Origin of the sequence: Cerasibacillus sp. (assembly GCF_036516575.1) — a bacterium.
Taxonomy (GTDB): domain Bacteria; phylum Bacillota; class Bacilli; order Bacillales; family Amphibacillaceae; genus Cerasibacillus.
Genome location: NZ_DATBTY010000060.1, coordinates 20,381 through 38,209, shown reverse-complemented (window position 1 = coordinate 38,209; position 17,829 = coordinate 20,381). Strand labels below are relative to the sequence as shown.

The following is a 17,829-nucleotide window of genomic DNA, read 5'->3' as shown; positions in this document are numbered from 1 at the left end:
TACAATATGTCGTTTGTATTATTATGTACGATTTACAATTCTTCTACACGAGGGTCATTTAAACCATTCAATATAAAACCCTTGCCTATTGAAAAGTGGCAAGGGAAGCTGGTGTAAGCACAATGTATGAAGAAAGAGTGGGGATCACCCACTCTTTTCTCGAAAATTCCTTAGCTACAAAGGAATTATAACATAGTATAAGTAAACATGCAAACCTCGTCATTGTAATAAATCTGTCAGTATATACGAGAACTCCCCCACCTGTTTGATTTTCCTCTTTTCTCCTAATTTGTTAGATAATTGAATGATAACCCCATAAAAAATGTACTCATACCATTTTCGTAATCTAATCCATTTAAAATAAGGATAGTTGATTTTGATCTGGCATTCCTTCTAAACATCCATGTTGATCGAGATATTCTAAAACTGTTTTTGAAATCTTACTACGTTCACGTAAATCCTCTTTGGAGAGAAATTCTCCTTCTTCCCTTGCTTTCACAATATTAAGTGCCGCATTTGTGCCTAAGCCATCTACCGCATTGAATGGTGGGATAAGTGAATTTCCTTCAACGATAAAATCTGTTGCACTTGAACGATATAAATCAACTTTACTAAAGAAGTAGCCCCGCTCACACATTTCAAGTGCGACCTCTAATACAGTTAACAAACTCTTCTCTTTTGGTGTCGCATCATTTCCTTTTTGATCTATTTCAGTCACACGTTGTCTGATTGCATCTGCACCTTTTATCATTGTATCTAAATCAAAATCATTTGCACGAACTGAAAAATATGCTGCATAAAAATAAATTGGGTGATGCACTTTAAAGTATGCAATCCGTACAGCCATTAAAACATATGCGGCGGCATGGGCTTTCGGGAACATATATTTTATTTTTTTACATGATTCAATATACCAGCCAGGGACACCGTGTTTGTTCATCTCTTCAATCCATTCATCTGTTAGACCGCGACCTTTACGGACGGATTCCATGATTTTAAAAGCTGTTGACGCTTCTAGCCCTTTTTGCATTAAATAGACCATAATATCATCACGGCATCCGATAACATCAGGGAGTTCACATATTCCTTCATTGATAAGTTCTTGAGCATTCCCTAACCATACATCAGTCCCATGTGAAAGTCCTGAAATAATAACGAGTTCTGAAAAAGTAGTTGGTTTCGTGTCTTCCAACATTTGGCGCACGAATCTAGTTCCGAATTCTGGAACACCTAAAGTCCCTGTATGACAATCATTTATTTGTTCAGGTGTTACCCCGAGCGGCTCAGGACCTGAAAATATTTTCATCACTTCTGGATCGTCCACTGGGATTGTTTTCGGATTAATATCGGTTAAATCTTGTAGCATTCGAATGACTGTTGGGTCATCATGTCCAAGAATATCTAGTTTTAATAAATTATCTTCGATTGAATGGAAATCAAAATGTGTTGTCCTCCATTCACTATTTCTATCATCAGCTGGATATTGAATCGGTGTAAAATCAAATATCTCTTTTTCATCTGGTACAACAATAATTCCACCTGGATGTTGTCCCGTTGTTCGTTTAACACCAGCACATCCTTGTACAAGCCGATCAATTTCTGCACCTTTTAGAACGAGAGAATGGTCTGAAGCATAACCTTTCACATACCCATAAGCTGTTTTTTCGGCAATTGTACCGATTGTTCCTGCGCGGTATACATTATCCTCGCCAAATAAAACCTTCGTATAATTATGGGCTTTCGGTTGATATTGTCCTGAGAAGTTAAGGTCAATATCTGGTACTTTATCCCCCTTAAAACCTAAAAATGTTTCAAATGGGATATCTTGTCCGTCCTTAGTTAATTCATTTCCGCAATTAGGACATTCTTTATCTGGTAAATCAAATCCACTACCATATGAACCGTCTGTAATAAATTCATGATAGTGACATGTCAAACATACATAATGAGGTGGTAAAGGATTCACTTCGGTTATATCTGTCATTGTAGCGACTAATGATGAACCGACTGATCCCCTTGAACCTACAAGATAGCCATCATCGAGAGATTTTTTCACGAGTTTATGTGATATTAAATAAATGACAGCAAATCCATGATTAATGATGCTCGATAATTCTTTTTCTAACCGTTTCTCTACAATTTCTGGTATTGGATCACCATAGATTGATTTAGCTTTTGTATAACAGAGATGACGTATTTCTTGATCTGCTCCCTCGATTGTCGGTGTATAAAGGTCTTCCTTGATTGGCGAGATATCCTCAATCATTTCTGAAATGAGATTGGTATTTTTTACAACAATCTTTTCAGCTAATGTCTCACCAAGAAAATGAAATTCATCAAGCATTTCATCGGTTGTCCGAAACGGAGTATCTGGTAACCGATGACGATTTAACGGATTACCAGCTTGAGAAGCAATTAATATTTGTCGATACTGTTTTTCATGGTTTTCAATATAATGGGCATTGCCTGTCGCAACAACCGGTTTATCCATTTTATTTCCGAGTTCTACTAGCTTACGGATAATGTCTAGTATTTGTGCTTCATTTTGGACTAATTCTTTCTCAATGAGATGTGTATAATTGCTTGGTGGCTGAACTTCGATATAGTCATAAAACTCAGCTACTCGCTCTGCATCATCCATGGACTGTTGCATCATTGTTTCAAATACTTCACCTTGATCACATGCCGAACCGATTAAGAGTCCATCACGATATTTTTCTAATAAGGAGCGCGGTATGCGTGGGACCCTATAAAAATAGTCTATATGGGCGAATGATACGAGTTTATAAAGATTCTTTAAACCTATTTCATCCTTTGCTAAAATAATGCAATGAAATGGCCGGGAGCGTTTATAGGCATCGCCTTCACCCATATGATTATTAAGGTACTGATGATTATCAATCTCTTGTTCTAATAATTTTTCAACAAGCTTCCATAATAAATATCCTGTTGCTTCCGCGTCATAAATCGCGCGGTGATGTTGGGTTAACTCAATATTTAAATGTTTACATAATGTATTTAAACGATGATTTCGTAGTTCCGGAAAAAGAAAGCGCGCTAATTCTAACGTGTCAATGACAGGTTGAGTAATTTTATCATAGTTGATTCTTTTATATCCTTGATTTAAAAATCCAATGTCAAAACTAGCATTATGAGCTACAAGTATACTATCACCCGCCCAGGCATGAAAGTCTTTTAGAACATCACCTATTTCTGGTGCATCCATTACCATATCATCAGTAATTCCAGTCAAGTCGATTGTTGTTTGTGATAATGGATGATGTGGATTAGCAAAAGATTCGAAACGATCGACTATTTCACCGCGATGTATTTTTACACCAGCAATTTCGATAATCGTGTCATAGACAGCTGATAATCCAGTTGTTTCAACGTCAAATACGACATATGTTGCTGCGTCGAGCGTAACATCTGCCTCGTTATAAGCAATCGGAATACCATCATCTACAAGATTAGCTTCGACACCATAAATAACTTTAATATTATGTTTCTCACTTGCATTATGTGCCTCTGGAAATCCTTGGACAGCAGCATGATCTGTGATTGCAATAGCTGAATGCCCCCATTTTGCAGCTTGTTCAACAAGTCGACTAGGTGAAACAACAGCATCCAACTGACTCATTGTCGTATGAGCATGTAATTCAACACGCTTTCCATCTTTTGGTGCTGTATCTACTCGGGTCGCTACTTTGATTTCATTCATATCATTCGCCATCATCGTTAATTCATTCGTATACATATCAGTTTGGATACTACCACGTGCTTTAATCCAAATGCCCTTTTTTAATTGTTCAAAAATCTCGGCATCTTCTTCTCCACGAGAGAACTTTTTAATTGTTAATGAGTCTGTATAATCTGTTGCTTTAACGATTAATAGACTGCGCCCAGAGCGTAATTTACGAATATCGACTGAAAATATATAACCTTGTACAGTTACACGACGTTCTTCCTCGATAATATTTTCCATCTGTATCGGTTCATCGTTAATTTGATAACCAATCGTAAAGGTACGGTTTTTCTCAGCATGATGTTTATCTTTCTCGCGTTTTTCTTTTTGGCGAATCGTTTTAAGGACCATTTCTTGATCCTGTAATGCTTGTTCTTCTTTAAACTTACGAATATTATTTTCCTGATTAGCAACTTGGACATCTAAAGAAAAAAGAGGGGCGCCAATCCTTTTACAAAATGTTTGAAAATCACTTTCAAGCCGTTTTTTAATTGCTACGGCCTCAGCATCGTTTCGAGCTTTAATTGATATCTTTTGATTTTGAATAACAGGTATTTGCTGTAGAATAAAATCTTTGTATGCTGGAGATAAATCTGTCACTTGTGTAAAGTATTTCCAATACTCCGCTATTTGCTCGGTATCAAATTCCTTTGATTGGGTATAGAAAGTAAACGTTACTTGAGTTAGATTTTGAAAGGATTTTTTTATTGCGGATAAAAAGGATTGAAATATATTAAATGGCAGTAGCGTCTCGATTTCAATATGAAAATGCCATAACTTTTCTTGTTTAAAAACATCGAGTTGCGTTAGTTTCGCATCTTTAAAATATGTTTGTTCTAAGTGAGACAATCCAATTTGATCTAATAAGATCTTCATTTTATCATTTGTTGACATACTCATTGTTCTTCCCCCAGTGCTTCAAATAGGTGAACCCTTGTCAAACAAAAGACAAGGGCGTCCTAAACACATTAATATTAAAGAAATAATCTTTGAATATCATTCCATGTTACGATAATCATGAGTAACATGAGCATAGCAAATCCTATAAAGTGAACAAGGCCTTCCTTTTGGGGATCAATTGGTTTTCCTCTAACAGCTTCAATCGCAATAAATAGCAGTCTTCCTCCATCTAAAGCTGGTAATGGAACGAGATTAATAATCCCTAAATTAATGCTTAAAATAGCCGTCCACATAAAGAAGTTCGATATACCAGATTTGACCACTTGGTCAGTTGCATCATATATCCCAACAGGTCCTGACAACATATCAATGGAGTATTGCCCAGTGATTAACTTCCCTAAATTGGTCAGGATTAATGTTGTAATTTCATATGTTTTTGTAAACCCATATTTTACTGTACCAATAGCAGATTTATGAAAGGCTTGGTATACGCCAATCTGACCAAATTCTTCATCTATCTCTTCTATATAAACCGCATTAGGTACGACAGATAATTCGACTTGATCACCTTCTCGTTGAACAGTCATATCTAATTCGGTACCTGGGTTTTCACGCACAAATGATTGAAAATCGGTAAAGCTTTCAATTATTGTCCCGTTGATTTTAATAATTTCATCACCGTTTTCAAATCCAGCTTGTTCAGCAGGACTTCCTGGCTGTATTTGGTCAATCTTAGCTTGTTCTACCGGAACACCTTCTGTAAAACCTAAAATAAAGAAAATAACAATCGCTAAAAGGAAGTTCATCATCGGGCCTGCGAATAATTGCATTGCACGTTGTCCAAGCGTTTTTGATGCAAACTGCCGATCATATGGTGCAATTTGTGTTTCATTTTCATCCATGATAAAAAATGCTTTCTCATCTACGGAAAAGACATGTTTCTCTTCATGATCATCTACTTCATAGCCCTCAATGACTAGCTGATGATCTAAATCAACATGTTCTACTTCGATCACCCGAGCATTTGGGTGTTTTGCTTTATTATTGACGATAATTTTATTTACTTTGCCACCATCATTAAACTCCAAACCGATATGATGGCCTGGCTTTAATTCGATAATTTCCGGATCTTCTCCTGCCACTCTTACGTATCCACCCATTGGTAGGAGACGGATCGTATAAACTGTTTCATTTTTTTTGAACGAGAAAATTTTTGGCCCAAATCCAATAGCAAATTCACGTACAAGCATTCCTGCACGCTTAGCAAAAATCATATGGCCAAATTCATGGATAAAAACGAGTAAACCAAACATGAAAATAAAAGCCAAAATTGTTTTCAATGCAGGCACCTACCTTTTCGCAATCATTTATTACGCCTTATTATATCAATATCTACTTTATTATCGAAACATACTTTGTTGAACAGGCGTCTCTTTCTAGTTTACAGCAAAACGTAAATAATATGAAATATAGGAAACACAAATAATAAACTGTCCATTCGGTCTAGTATGCCACCATGTCCCGGAAGTAACTTTCCAGAATCTTTTACATCATAATGCCTTTTATAAGCTGAAGCAACTAGATCACCAATTTGACCAGCCATCGATAGAAAGATTGTGGCTGTTAACATAACATGTTTAGGTAATGGAAGTGGGTAGATGAGTTGGAAAACCAAACCAAATACACAAGCAAAAACAATACCGCCAATGGCGCCCTCTATAGTCTTATTTGGGCTAATATCCGGCCATAATTTATGTTTACCTAAAGCACGACCAGTAAAATAAGCTCCCGTATCTGTTGACCAGACGATGACTAATAAATAGAACACATAAGCTAAACTTTCTAAACGGGTCTCCATAAAAAACAAAAAGCCCATCGTCAAATAGAGCATCGCTATTAATGTAAATCCTACTTCGTCAAAGCTAAAACGATTCTTTGAAAGAACCGTATAGAACAACATAATAATGACATAAAAAATGACTATTTCTGTTTTTCCGAGGCTTAATTCGACCGTGTTCGGTAACAGTAAAAACCACAGGAAAATGAGTGTTATGATAGCTGGAAATGAACTTATCGATATGTTACGCATTCGTAGTAGCTCAAATAAGCCAATAGATGCCATTAAATAGGTCAAAATAATAAAAGGGAGTTTCCCATATATTAATATTGGAACAAATATGAGTAATGCAATAAACGCTGTAATTATCCGTTGTTTCATAATTTATGACACACCTTATTAAATTCCTCCGTAGCGCCTTTTCCGTTTTTGATAATCAAGTAATGCTTCGTAAAAAACTTCTTCTGTAAAATCAGGCCATAGGACATCTGTAAAATAAAACTCAGAATATGCACACTGCCATAATAAAAAGTTACTTAAACGTTGTTCTCCACTTGTACGTATAAGTAAATCGGGATCACTCAATCCGTTAGTATATAAGTATTTAGAAAAAGTCTCTTCATCTAAATCGTCTATTTTAATCGCTATTTGATTGTCTTTATAGTCTTTGATTAATTGTTTAACCGCACGTACGATTTCTAACCGTGATCCGTAATTAATCGCGAAATTTAGTAACATACCATCATTATCTTTCGATTGCTCTTTAGCATTTTTCACTGCTTCTCGTGTATGTTTTGGTAAATGAGCTAAATCACCAATTGTATCAATACGTACATTTTTTTCCATTAACTCTGGTAAATATATATGTAAATATTCTTTGGGGAGACGCATTAAGAAGTCTACTTCGGAAGTTGGGCGTTTCCAGTTTTCAGTTGAAAATGCGAATAAAGTTAATGTATCAACATGGTATTTTGTTGCTGCACGTACAGCACGCTGGGTCGCCTCCATACCTTCTTTATGACCAGCTACTCTAGGAAATCCACGTCTTTTGGCCCACCTGCCATTTCCATCCATGATGATGGCAACATGAGAAGGGATATTTTTTAGTTTACCTGATTCTTGAAATTCTTTTTCTCTTTTTCTTAAAAAAGGAAGTCTAAATGACATAATTTGTCCTCCGATTATTATTGAATTACATGCGGAATACATCTTATATATTTGATATGAATAAATGAAAAGTTATATACATCTTATTATAATACATTACCAATTAAGTTTGTATTATAAATTAGCAATTAATGGTGCAATTCTTTAATTTTGATGCCCGCTAGCCAATAATAACACAAAAGCCCCCTTATACAAAGAGGGCTCTATTTAAAACAGGATATTTATGGGTTAAACCTCCATAATATCTGCTTCTTTTTCTTTCGTCAGTTCATCAATTTTTGCGATGTATTCGTCTGTTTCTTTTTGAACATCATCTTGGAATGTTCGTAACTCGTCTTCTGTAATATCGCCATTTTTCTCTAACTTTTTCAACTCATCATTTGCTTCACGGCGGAAATTACGTACTTGAATGCGACCTTCTTCTGCGTACTTCCCAACAATTTTAACCAAGTCTTTTCTGCGTTCTTCTGTTAATGCAGGAATATTAATACGAATAATATGACCATCACTAGATGGTGATAAGCCAAGATCAGCTTTTTGAATCGCTTTTTCAATGTCGCTAATAACGGATTTATCATATGGTGTAATAGATAGAAGTCTTGCTTCTGGTGTTGAAATCGTCGCTAGTTGATTAAGTGGTGTGGCTGCACCATAATAATCAACATAGACATTATCGAGAATATTAGGATTTGCTCTACCGGTACGTACAGTGGCAATATTCCTAGAAAATGCTTGAATCGCTTGTTCCATTTTTTCACGCATTGCTTTAAAAATTTCCGAACTCATCTTAATTCCCCCTTATCGTTGTTCCAATGGTTTCCCCTTGAACAACACGTTTAATATTTCCTTCTTCTGTAATCGAAAAAACAATTAAAGGTATATCATTATCCATACAGAGGGTTGACGCTGTTGAATCCATCACACCTAATCCTTCATTCAACATATCTAAGTATGAGAGATTGTCATATTTCTGTGCGTTTTTATTGATTTTCGGATCATCTGTATAGACACCGTCAACATTGTTTTTAGCCATTAAAATAACTTCTGCTTCGATTTCTGCTGCCCGTAATGCAGCTGTTGTATCTGTTGAAAAATATGGGTTTCCAGTACCGGCAGCAAATATGACAACACGCTTCTTTTCAAGATGACGAATAGCTTTTCTTCTTATATACGGTTCAGCTACTTGACGCATTTCAATTGATGTCTGAACACGTGTTGGAATACCGATTTTCTCTAATGCATCTTGTAAAGCTAATGAATTCATTACGGTAGCAAGCATGCCCATATAATCCGCAGTAGCTCGATCCATTCCCATCTCACTACCAACTTTTCCACGCCAAATATTTCCACCACCGACAACGACAGCAATCTCAACACCTAAATCTGCCACTTCTTTCACTTGGTTTGCGATGGATTGGATTACTTTTGGTTCGATTCCAAAACCTTGTTCACCACTTAGGGCTTCTCCACTTAATTTCAATACAATTCTGCGGTAATAAGCTGTTGTCATAATAACCTCCATAGCAAGTTTTTTAAAAAGATTAGATGTTATACAAGAATAGGGAACATTGTGTTCCCTATGACTTATTTTTTAATTTGACTCATAACCTCTTCGGCAAAGTTTTCTTCACGTTTTTCCATTCCTTCGCCTACTTCATAACGAACGAATGTTTTCATTGTTCCACCGTGGTTAGCGACATGTTTTTTAACTTTAACATCTGGATCTTTAACAAATGGTTGGTCAAGTACACAAATTTCTTCAAAGAATTTACCTAGACGACCTTCAACCATTTTTTCAACAATATGCTCTGGTTTTCCTTCGTTTAATGCTTGTGTTTTTAATATTTCACGTTCATGGTTTACTTCTTCTTCTGGAACATCGTCTCGAGAAACATAACGTGGATTTGAAGCGGCTACGTGCATAGCGATATCTTTTGCAACTTCTTCTTCAGTTGTTCCCTCAATAAGAGTTAATACACCAATTCTGCCACCCATATGAAGGTATGAACCAAACACATCATTATCTGTTTTATTAATGATTTCAAAACGGCGAAGAGAGATTTTCTCACCTATTGTTGCAATCATTGAGTTGATGTAAGTTTCAACCGTGTCACCATCACCGTGAAGTTTTTGTTGTAATGCTTCTTCTACAGTTGCTGGCTTTTGTGAAACGATATGCTTACCAAGTTCTGTTAGTAACTTTTGGAATTGGTCGTTTTTCGTTACGAAGTCAGTCTCACAGTTTACTTCTAATAGAGCCGCAGTATTGTTGTCAACTTCTACATATGTAGCTCCTTCAGCAGCAATACGATCTGCCTTTTTAGCTGCTTTTGCAATACCTTTCTCACGTAGGTAGTCAACAGCAGCATCGATATTACCATCTGTTTCAACAAGTGCTTTTTTACAATCCATCATTCCTGCACCTGTTTTTTCACGTAATTCTTTTACCATTTTAGCTGTTATTGCCATTTGTTAAATCCTCCCTTATTATTATCCTGTTCCATTTTCAAAAAATGAATCATGTCTTTAAAAAAGGTGATAAAAGGTATTCCCCCTTATCACCTTTCATCATTACTCTTGTGTTGTTTCTACTGTTTCTTCTTTGTTTGTTTCTTTTTCATCAGTCTTTGCTTTTTCGGCTTCAACTTCATCTAATTCTTCACCTTGTTTAACTTCAAGGATGGCATCCGCCATTTTCGATGTTAACAGTTTCACTGCACGAATCGCATCATCGTTTGCTGGAATAACATAATCTACTTCATCCGGATCACAGTTTGTATCAACAATTCCGATAATCGGGATATTTAATTTACGTGCTTCAGCAATTGCGATGCGTTCTTTACGTGTATCAATGACAAAAATAGCATCTGGAAGCTTTTTCATCTCTTTAATTCCACCAAGGAATTTCACGAGACGTGCTTTTTCTTTTAATAGGTCGACGACTTCTTTCTTAGGTAGAACGTCGAATGTGCCGTCTTCTTCCATACGCTCAATTGATTTTAAGCGATTAATGCTTTTACGGATTGTTTTAAAGTTTGTTAATGTACCGCCTAACCAACGTTGGTTGACATAGTACATACCAGAACGTGTTGCTTCTTCTTTAACCGTGTTTTGCGCTTGTTTTTTAGTACCAACAAATAATACGGTACCTCCATTAGCAGCAATATCTTTAACAAAGTTGTACGCCTGTTCTACTTTTTTGACTGTTTTTTGTAAGTCAATGATGTAAATTCCATTACGCTCAGTAAAGATATACTTCTTCATTTTCGGATTCCAACGGCGTGTTTGGTGTCCGAAATGAACACCAGCTTCTAAAAGCTGTTTCATTGAAATGATTGACATAATAATCCTCCTAATTGGTTTTATTCCTCCGTTTACTTCATGTTTGTAGACCGACCAGTTACCTGGCACCTAGCAACAAATCCATAAACGTGTGTATTTATCTATGTCTATGCTTTATAATAGACATCATGTTACACCAAAAATTACTATACCATAACAACTTCAGTCAAGCAAGCATTATATTATCTTGATCCGTAAAATTTTATTATTAATTCAGCTTCTGTCTTACCACAATCTAATTGTTTAGCAATTTCCTCAACACTCAAACCTTTCTGATAGAGCTGTAACACTTTAGCATGTATGGATGTTTCAATTGAATCATTTGGTTTTTCTTTTAAGAAATCAGTAATATGGTTTGAGTCCGTTTCATCATATAACAGGTGATGTTCTTTATGCTTCGGCTTTGAATTGGTAACTGGTTCGTTTTCAAGGATGCGGTCTTCATTATTATTATATGATAATAGTCGTTTGTTTTCTTCTTTTATTTCCTTGAGATATGTGTCAAAGATACGTATGATTTCCGTATGATTTTCGTGTTCATTTTGTTTATTTAATACATATAAATGATAGATTAAATAGATTGAAATCGCATGTAACAAAAAGCTAATTGTTAACAGAAAAAAAGTCATTGCCTTCTCCTTACTTCGTTAAATCAATCCTGTTTCCCAAATAGGGGTGCTGGGCATGGGATTGTTTACGTCGTTTATTCTGTTGTTTTGTTGGTAATAGCTGTTCTTTTTGATTCTGTTTGTTTTCATCTTTTATGACGGGATCACGAACTTCACTATATGTTTGAACTTGTTTACGTTTTACCTTTTCTTTTTCAAGCTGACTTTGCGCTAACGTGTCTTGAAATTGTTGATGTTGCTTCTGCATATGATCTGCTGATTTACCTGCATTTTGAGTTCGTGGTAAAGCGACTTGCATTTCAATTGCTTTTAAGCCCATTTCAATCACGTCCTTTATAAAGGTTGAAAATTAAACTCATTATTATTCCAAGTGATTTTCATATGTTGTTGATCTTTATCAACAGTATGTCTATACTTTCCATAGATTAGAATTGTATTAGCATAGAGATTATTTCTTACAATGATTTCTCTATCAATTGTTTCATCCACTAGTTGTGCTTGTTCTACAATTTGCTGATTGATATCATCAATCTGTTGTTTTGTCTTTTTAAGCGAATGTTGTTGCCTACTTAACATCAATTTTAATTGCTCGGGATTCATCTGGTCTTTCGAGCGAATAATTTTCTGACCAATCATTTCTAATTGCTTTACAGTTGCTTCGGCTTGCTTTCGCTCTGACAATAAAGTCTTTAAACTCTGATCCGACGTATTTTGATTTCCTAAATATATTTCAGTCTGTGTATTCATTCGGTTTCCCAGGTCATTTACTTCAATTTTCTCTTCCGCATTTACTTGCCCACCAATGATATTCCCACGTTGGCAATAAATTGTATTTTTTGCCTTACAATCACTATGCAAAATAGAATTTTCAACGAATAAATTGCGCCCACATCTAATGTTGCCTTGATTAACATATCCAATATGAACATCGACAGCTGCATCTATTTTTCCAGTTTTCAAACCAGCCATTCCTTCTGATATATAAACAGATCCCCCGCTAACAACTTCTGCCGCTTCTACCATTCCGTAAATTTTAATATCGCCATCCGCCTTGACTGAATAGCCCGATGGGACATCACCATGAATGATAACTGAACCATTAAAATTAAGATTACCTATTTTCATTGACAATGATTCATGCACTTCATAAACATCATGAACGTGAATGGTGTGATTAGCTACACTTACTTGTCCTGAAGCGCTTGCATAAAAAGTTAATTCATCTTCATTAAAAATAACGTTTTTACCGGCGCGGCATAAAACAGGTTTGCCTTTTTTGGCAGGGATTGGATTGCCGAATATATCTATTCCTTGTTCACCTTGTTTAGGTAATGCTATGACAGCCAGTTTGTCACCTTTGTTAACCATTGGAATCTGCATGACTTCACGAAAATTCCAAACATCATGTTCTTTTACTTGCTCTGTTGTTTGAACTGTATAAGTAATTGTCCCATCTGTTCCATGTTTTGGGTCCGTTCCCTTTGCGATCAATATAGGAAAGGTAATTGTCGATAAATCTACCTCAAATTGTTTCGTGTGTTTTCGAATAATACCATGTTTAATTTGATTCTTGTTTAGAAACCGCAATAAATCCTCTTCTTTTATTGTTTCTGGGAGTTTTGTTAGGTCTTGTTTACAATGGAGTTCTGCTTGCATTCGGTCACGTGTATATTCAATAAAGAAATAAGATCCCATGTCCTCCATAGCCTTTATCTCCTTTATTATCATTTTGTTATCCGTGTTCAATTAATTTTAAGAGGGTTTTATTTAATTTGAAAATAGCCTTTTTATGAATTTGAGAAATTCGTGATGTCGTTAATTCTAGTATTTTACCTATTTCAGTAAAAGTCAATTCTTCATGGTAAAATAGATTAATAATTAATTGCTCATTTTTATTTAATGTTTTTAAAGCATCTTCGAGTTCATCGAGTAACTCATGCTGTATGAGTTGTTCTTCAGGTTGGACAACCATAGGGTCAGGTATGGCATTTCCAATCCCTTCTTTTTGATCCGAATAATGCTCATTCAGCTGTTCATCAATAGACATAATATTAGAAAAGAGCGTATCTCGCATGACAGTTTCAACTTCATTAATCGTCATATTGACCTCTTTAGCTATTTCTTTAGCTGTTGGTTGTCTTTGAAATTTCTGTTCAAGTAGACGTGAAGCTTCTTCAACTTTTTTCATTTTTTCTCGCATGGATCGGGGTACCCAGTCTTCTTTTCGCAACCCGTCAATAATGGCGCCTCTAACCCGGAATGAAGCATATGTATCGAATTTTAATCCACGTTTACGTTCAAATTTTTTGATAGCATCATACAACCCTACCATCCCAAAGCTGATTAAGTCATCCTTTATAACATTTGGTGGTAGATGTGTCGCAATTCTTTCAACATGAAAATGCACGAGATACATATAATTATCTATTAATTGATTTGCCGCATCACTTCCTTTATCTGTTGTCCAATTGTCCCATAGTTTTTCCTCTAGAGAAGATAGATTTAATGACACGATAATGATACTCCTCTCTATTAATAGAACTCATATAAAAGTTTCACCTTTATTAACCGTTCGTATTTTTAATCGATTCGTTGCTGGATCAAATTCGATTGTTCTACCACTACTACCACCAACATCTGCAGCAATAATCGGTATGCGGTACTGGGCTAGTATTTTTTTAACGGCTGCAATATTCCGTGGTCCAATTCGCATCATGTCATTGCCATTAGCAAACTTAAACATTTGGGCCCCACCAGCAAGTTTAGCTTGTAATGCAAACTGTCTAGCTCCATGTCGAAGCATTTTCTTAACTAATATTTGAATGGCTGTATCGGCATATTTGTAATTGTTTTTATTCGTTAATTTCGCTTGTTGTGAGTCTGGTAGCATGATATGGGCAAGTCCACCTAGTTTCATCTTTTCATCGTAAATAATGACACCTACACATGAGCCTAATCCAGAGGTGCGAATTTTGTCTGGAGCTTTGGCGATATTTAAATCAGCTATTCCGACTTTAATGATTTGATCATGTTTATTCATGCCCATTAATCCCCAATGAAGAAAATAACTTATTAAAGGAATCAGCATCCGGAATATAGAAAAATTGTCCATTTATTCCATTTGTCGGGTCATTACTACTTATCTTCGTGTCAATAATCAATGCATAATCAACAACTTCGGATAATTCTAATAAACCATCAACAATAACCGCACCTGCCATATCAATGCCTAGATAAGGAATTGATGGACGCATATCAAGCCTTGTAAAATCAGATAACGCAGAAAGATACGCGCCAGTTAATATATTTCCGATTTCCTTTAGGACCGAGGTTGCCATCTCGTTTTGCTTCATTGTTTCAGAGTCAAAAATCGATATATTATCATGTAATAATTCATGGACGAGATTTTCCGCTTCTGTTATTGACATGATAAAATAGACCGTTCCTGGTGCGTCTCCTTCAACACGAAAGACGGTAGCTGCAATGATTTGCTCAGGTCCACCAATTTGTTCAATCAGTTCATTAAGAGCAACAATCCGTATTGACGGCACTTCCATATCTATTTTCTTCTGCAATAGTTGTGATAAAGACGTGGCAGCATTACCTGCACCAATATTACCGATTTCACGTAGCACGTCCTTTTGAATCGAAGTTAAGAACATATCCATTTTTCTAACCTTCCATCTGAGATAATTGTTGGGCCTGTTCGACATCTTGTTGTGTTAATACTTGTTCAAGGTCTAATAAGATGAGTAATCGTTCGTTCATATTGGCAACACCACGAATATAATCATATACTTCTGTTCCAATAACGTCTGGTGAAGGTTCGATCGCTTCATCTGGTAAATCAATCACATCATTTGCGCCATCAACAATAAAGCCAACTTCTATCTCATTCACATGGACGATAATGATTCTAGTAGCTTCATTATACGGTTTAGATTCCATACCGAAGCGCGTCCTTAGATCAATAATCGGTGTAACAACTCCACGTAGATTAATAACACCTTTAATATAGTTAGCAGTTCCTGGAACTCTAGTAATTGAATGTAATCGTTCAATTCCACCGACGTGGCGTACCGGAATCACATATTCTTCTTCACCTAACTGAAAAACGATAACTTTTTTATCCTCAGATTCTGTATGTTCCATCAAGACAATCTCCCTTCATCATTATTTATTTATTTTACAAGAGCATTTGTATCAATTATGAGTGCTACTTGACCATCACCTAATATGGTTGCCCCTGAAATAGCAAAGACATCTTGTAAATATTTGCCTAGTGATTTTAATACGACCTCTTGCTGCCCAATAAATGAATCAACAACAAGAGCAGCCATTTTTTCACCTTTTTTAACAATAACAATGGATTCGTACTCATCTTCTTCATGATTAGATTGTTGTGGTACATCAAAAATGTCTTTTAAAAACACCAGTGGGACAACATTTCCACGAAAATCGATAACTTTCTTATGATGAGCAGATAAAATTTGCTTTTTCTCAATAATCGCTGTTTCAATAATGGACGATAATGGAATTGCATACTTTTCTTTTTCAATTTCTACTAAGAGTACTGACATGATTGATAAGGTTAATGGGAGTTGAATCGAGAATACAGAACCCTTATCATATTCAGAGTCAATCGAGACACGACCACCTAAAGATTCTATTTTTGTACGTACAACATCTAAGCCGACACCACGCCCAGAAACATCCGATACAACTTCAGCCGTTGAAAAGCCACTCGCTAAAATTAATTCATATACTTCTTGATCTTTCAGCGTATCAGCTTGACTTTCATGGATAACGCCATTTTCTATTGCTTTCTTTAGCACTTTTTCTCTATTAATACCCGCGCCATCATCTGTAATTTCAATAAAAACATGGTTTCCACTATGGTATGCCTTTAACTCAATTGTTCCTTGTTCGGGTTTACCTTTTCTTCTGCGTTCTTCTGGCTTTTCTATTCCGTGGTCAACGGCATTCCGTAATAGATGGACAAGTGGATCACCTATCTCATCGATAACAGTTCGATCTAGCTCTGTTTCTGCTCCAATAATTTTAATAGCAATATCTTTATTCATTTCGCGACTTAATTTGCGAATCATTCTTGGAAAACGACTAAATACTTGTTCAACAGGAACCATTCGCATCGTTAAAATAATATTTTGCAAATCACCTGACACTCTTGTCATACGCTCTACGGTTTCTTGTAACTCTTGATGATTTAACTCACTAGCAATCTGCTCTAAGCGCCCTCGGTCAATAACAAGCTCTTCAAATAAATTCATGAGAATATCGAGCCGTTCAATATTAACACGAATCGTTTTCGAAACCTGACGTCCTGCAGGAGAAGATGGCGATTTTTCTTTTGCTTTTTTCTTTTTCTTGATGTCCTTTTGATTCGTTTCTAGTTGTTTTTCTTTTTCTTTTTTATACGCATTAATAGAAAATGAACTTATGATGACGTCGTTTACTTCGGAAATTTTCTTTAATTTCTTTTTCAATTCGTCCTCTGGATGTTTAGTTATAAATAACACTTTAAACCGAAAATCAAAATTCTCTTCTTCTAAATCATTCACAGGTGGGTCTGCCTTAATGACTTCACCATGTTTCTCAAGTACTTCAAAAACCATAAATGTTCTCGCTGCTTTTAGTAAACAGTCTTCACTTAGTTGAACAGTAATTTCGTAATTACTAAATCCGCGCTCAGAAGATTCATTGAGAATTGATAATTCGAATTCATCTAAATCAGTTATTGCTTGTTCATACGAGGTTTCCTGATGAATATCTTCCTTAGTAGGTGATTCTGAGATAGGACCAGGTTGTTCTCCTTTTTCCAGTTGTTCTAATTTAGTTACTAAATCAGAAATATCTTGTTCACCAGTACCACCATTTGCAATATCTTCAACCATTGCTAATAATTGTTCATGCACCTCAAATAATACGTCCATCATGTCAACTTGAACATTTAGTTTATCATAGCGAATGGCGTCAAAAACATTTTCAAGTTTATGAGTTAAGTCCGCCATATCGTTATATCCCATTGTGGCTGACATCCCTTTTAAAGTATGAGCAGCTCGGAAGATTTCTTCAATGATGGATTTGTCCGATGGGTTTTTCTCTAACTCTAACATATAATCAGACATCGTATTAAGATGCTCCGTACTTTCATCAATAAATATACTTAAGTATTGGGTTGTATCCAT

Annotated in this window: 16 protein-coding genes; all 16 read right to left on the bottom strand. The window is 35.8% G+C overall.

Going from position 1 to position 17,829, the window contains the following annotated elements; genetic code table 11:
- Positions 1 to 355 precede the first annotated feature (355 nt).
- The 16 genes from VIG73_RS10040 to VIG73_RS09965 all read right to left on the bottom strand — a co-directional run bounded on the left by VIG73_RS10040 (position 356) and on the right by VIG73_RS09965 (position 17,829).
- Positions 356 to 4,645: a PolC-type DNA polymerase III gene (locus VIG73_RS10040; protein ID WP_331641521.1), complete on the bottom strand. Its 4,290-nt coding sequence runs from the start codon at positions 4,643 to 4,645 to the stop codon at positions 356 to 358.
- A 74-nt stretch (positions 4,646 to 4,719) separates the two neighbouring features.
- Positions 4,720 to 5,985, bottom strand: a complete 1,266-nt coding sequence (gene rseP, locus VIG73_RS10035; RefSeq protein ID WP_331641519.1) for an RIP metalloprotease RseP — start codon at positions 5,983 to 5,985, stop codon at positions 4,720 to 4,722.
- Positions 5,986 to 6,086: 101 nt separating this feature from the next.
- Positions 6,087 to 6,863: a phosphatidate cytidylyltransferase gene (locus tag VIG73_RS10030; protein ID WP_331641517.1), complete on the bottom strand. Its 777-nt coding sequence runs from the start codon at positions 6,861 to 6,863 to the stop codon at positions 6,087 to 6,089.
- Positions 6,864 to 6,881: 18 nt separating this feature from the next.
- Entirely contained in the window at positions 6,882 to 7,649 is a 768-nt protein-coding gene (locus VIG73_RS10025) for an isoprenyl transferase (RefSeq protein ID WP_331641515.1), read from the bottom strand.
- A 228-nt stretch (positions 7,650 to 7,877) separates the two neighbouring features.
- The gene (gene frr / locus VIG73_RS10020; protein ID WP_331641513.1) at positions 7,878 to 8,435 is read right to left on the bottom strand and encodes a ribosome recycling factor; all 558 of its coding nucleotides are present in this window, start codon (positions 8,433 to 8,435) and stop codon (positions 7,878 to 7,880) included.
- 1 nt (position 8,436) lies between these two features.
- The gene (gene pyrH, locus VIG73_RS10015) at positions 8,437 to 9,159 is read right to left on the bottom strand and encodes a UMP kinase (protein WP_331641511.1); all 723 of its coding nucleotides are present in this window, start codon (positions 9,157 to 9,159) and stop codon (positions 8,437 to 8,439) included.
- 74 nt (positions 9,160 to 9,233) lie between these two features.
- On the bottom strand, positions 9,234 to 10,118 hold the full coding sequence (gene tsf / locus VIG73_RS10010; protein WP_331641509.1) for a translation elongation factor Ts: 885 nt from the start codon (positions 10,116 to 10,118) through the stop codon (positions 9,234 to 9,236).
- A 102-nt stretch (positions 10,119 to 10,220) separates the two neighbouring features.
- Positions 10,221 to 10,991, bottom strand: coding sequence for a 30S ribosomal protein S2 (rpsB, locus tag VIG73_RS10005; protein WP_331641507.1), 771 nt, complete (start codon positions 10,989 to 10,991; stop codon positions 10,221 to 10,223).
- A 182-nt stretch (positions 10,992 to 11,173) separates the two neighbouring features.
- The gene (locus VIG73_RS10000) at positions 11,174 to 11,620 is read right to left on the bottom strand and encodes a DUF6115 domain-containing protein (protein WP_331641505.1); all 447 of its coding nucleotides are present in this window, start codon (positions 11,618 to 11,620) and stop codon (positions 11,174 to 11,176) included.
- A gap of 10 nt (positions 11,621 to 11,630) precedes the next feature.
- Complete coding sequence (locus VIG73_RS09995) at positions 11,631 to 11,939, bottom strand: hypothetical protein (protein WP_331641503.1); 309 nt, start codon at positions 11,937 to 11,939, stop codon at positions 11,631 to 11,633.
- Between the two features lie 14 nt (positions 11,940 to 11,953).
- Positions 11,954 to 13,324 carry a FapA family protein gene (locus tag VIG73_RS09990; RefSeq protein WP_331641501.1) on the bottom strand — a complete coding sequence of 457 codons (1,371 nt, stop codon included), beginning with the start codon at positions 13,322 to 13,324 and terminating at the stop codon, positions 11,954 to 11,956.
- A 28-nt stretch (positions 13,325 to 13,352) separates the two neighbouring features.
- Positions 13,353 to 14,132, bottom strand: a complete 780-nt coding sequence (locus VIG73_RS09985; RefSeq protein ID WP_331641499.1) for a FliA/WhiG family RNA polymerase sigma factor — start codon at positions 14,130 to 14,132, stop codon at positions 13,353 to 13,355.
- Positions 14,133 to 14,162: 30 nt separating this feature from the next.
- On the bottom strand, positions 14,163 to 14,660 hold the full coding sequence (locus tag VIG73_RS09980; RefSeq protein ID WP_331641497.1) for a chemotaxis protein CheD: 498 nt from the start codon (positions 14,658 to 14,660) through the stop codon (positions 14,163 to 14,165).
- Positions 14,653 to 15,288, bottom strand: coding sequence for a chemotaxis protein CheC (locus VIG73_RS09975; protein ID WP_331641495.1), 636 nt, complete (start codon positions 15,286 to 15,288; stop codon positions 14,653 to 14,655). The genes VIG73_RS09980 and VIG73_RS09975 overlap by 8 nt, the downstream gene beginning before the upstream one ends.
- A gap of 4 nt (positions 15,289 to 15,292) precedes the next feature.
- The gene (locus VIG73_RS09970; RefSeq protein WP_331641493.1) at positions 15,293 to 15,772 is read right to left on the bottom strand and encodes a chemotaxis protein CheW; all 480 of its coding nucleotides are present in this window, start codon (positions 15,770 to 15,772) and stop codon (positions 15,293 to 15,295) included.
- A gap of 29 nt (positions 15,773 to 15,801) precedes the next feature.
- On the bottom strand, positions 15,802 to 17,829 hold the full coding sequence (locus VIG73_RS09965; RefSeq protein ID WP_331641491.1) for a chemotaxis protein CheA: 2,028 nt from the start codon (positions 17,827 to 17,829) through the stop codon (positions 15,802 to 15,804).